This is a genomic window from Chromatiales bacterium, from assembly GCA_020445605.1.
Classification (GTDB): domain Bacteria; phylum Pseudomonadota; class Gammaproteobacteria; order JAGRGH01; family JAGRGH01; genus JAGRGH01.
The window spans coordinates 1-1,756 of the sequence record JAGRGH010000041.1 but is presented as its reverse complement, the minus strand read 5'-3'; the positions used below and the strand labels follow the sequence as shown (position 1 = coordinate 1,756).

General features: G+C 35.3%; 2 protein-coding genes. Both read left to right on the top strand.

Going from position 1 to position 1,756, the window contains the following annotated elements:
* On the top strand, positions 1 to 1,246 hold a 1,246-nt coding region (locus KDG50_09180; GenBank protein ID MCB1865593.1), incomplete at its 5' end, for a hypothetical protein.
* Positions 1,243 to 1,756 (top strand): hypothetical protein (locus KDG50_09175; GenBank protein MCB1865592.1); only part of this gene is annotated, 514 nt, incomplete at its 3' end. The genes KDG50_09180 and KDG50_09175, both read left to right, overlap by 4 nt.

Below are 1,756 nucleotides of genomic sequence, written 5' to 3'. Positions count from 1 at the left end.
TGATAGTCTTTCTCCTGTGTATGCAGAAGGAATAAGCCTTGATCACAACTGTGCATTACTTGGCATCAAGAGATTGCCTGCTACATTTAGTTATGTAACAGCACAGGTAACAGCAGAGAACTACAGCACGTTACCTACATTAACTTTAGCTACTATTGAAGGACAGAGCGTTGCTTTTACAAACAAGGAATCACTGGACATTAATAATGAATCATGCACGGCAATAAATTTAGCAGTTACCGGCGATACTTATGATACTTATATTATAAAAATCAATGGCATTACTATTTCTTACAATAAGTTGCTGGAAGATACAGCAAATGAGATAGCCTTAGGGGTAAAAGCTTTAATAGAAGATGAGCAGGATTTATCAACACTGATAGTTACTGTTAATGGGGCAACAATTAATATTCATTCAGATGAATATAAAACTCAATTCTCGCTTTTTATAGAATCAGCAGGCTTTGATATAATAGATATAACGAATAACGTAATATATTATGCCGAAGTAAGCGGAGCAATACCGATCCCTGCAAATTCGTTAGTAAATTTTGCCAGTTTGGAAAATGGCATTTTAGCAATTAATAACAACGAAGCAGGAGTAACAGGAACGCCTTTAGAGTCAGATATTGACTTAAGGATAAGAAGAAAAAATATATTAATGCTTAACGGCAAAGGAACTTTAGACTCTATCAGGGCTAAGTTATCCACGTTAGCTAATGTTTTAACTGTAGCAGTAAAAGAAAATACTACTGCCTCAACACAAGACGGCATCCCTCCTCATAGTTTTGAGGCAGTAGTACACGGCGGAGCTGACGAAGCTATTGCAAAGGCAATATGGGATTATAAACCAATCGGGATAGGATCATACGGCAGTGTATATTTTGATGTTTTAGATAGCACAAACACTATTCAAAGAGTGTATTTTTCAAGACCGGAGAAGATTTATGTTTTTATAAATATTGCAATTACAAAAAATGATTTCTTCGTTGAGGATTCTATTACTCTTATGAAAGCAGATATAGAAAAGAGTTTAATTAATATAGCACTAGGTCAGAGTATATATTATCAAAGCTTATATTCTATTGTTTATAAATATAGTGGAATAACTGCGGCAACTATCCAGCTCGGGCAAAGCACTGATCCGGATGCAACCAGTACAACTATGTCAGCAGCTAATATAATTGCTACGGCAAGGCAAGTTTTAATCGTAGAACAAAAAAGAATTGAGATAATTGCTTCATGAATATAAAACCTATAAATAACCACGTTGAATTAGCATTTTCTCGGTTAGTAGAACAGGATAAGGAAAGCAGAAACATCTTAGTCTTTCAAGGGGCTTTAGTAAAAAAATGGCAGGAACTTGAAGACTTGATGTGGGTTTTATCCGAGCAACGGAATATTATTACTATTATAGGCAGAAGCCTTGATTTAATCGGGGATATAGTAGATGAGTCAAGAAATTTTCAAGGTGATGAAGAGTATAGAATCGCAATTTTGAGAAAGATAGTACAGAATAACTGCGGGGGGACGCCAGAGGAAATAATAACTCTTATTTCTTTTATTGTCCCGCCGAGTAGTATAAGGATTTTTGAATTTGCTTATGCTACCTTTATTATAGAAATCACGGCCAATATTAGCGTTAATTTAGCTAAGCTTATAAAAGCAATAATCAGCATTGCAAAACCGGTAGCGGTAACTTTTGCAGGGGTGATTATTATTCCGGAAAGCAATGCTTTTACTATGGATAACATCC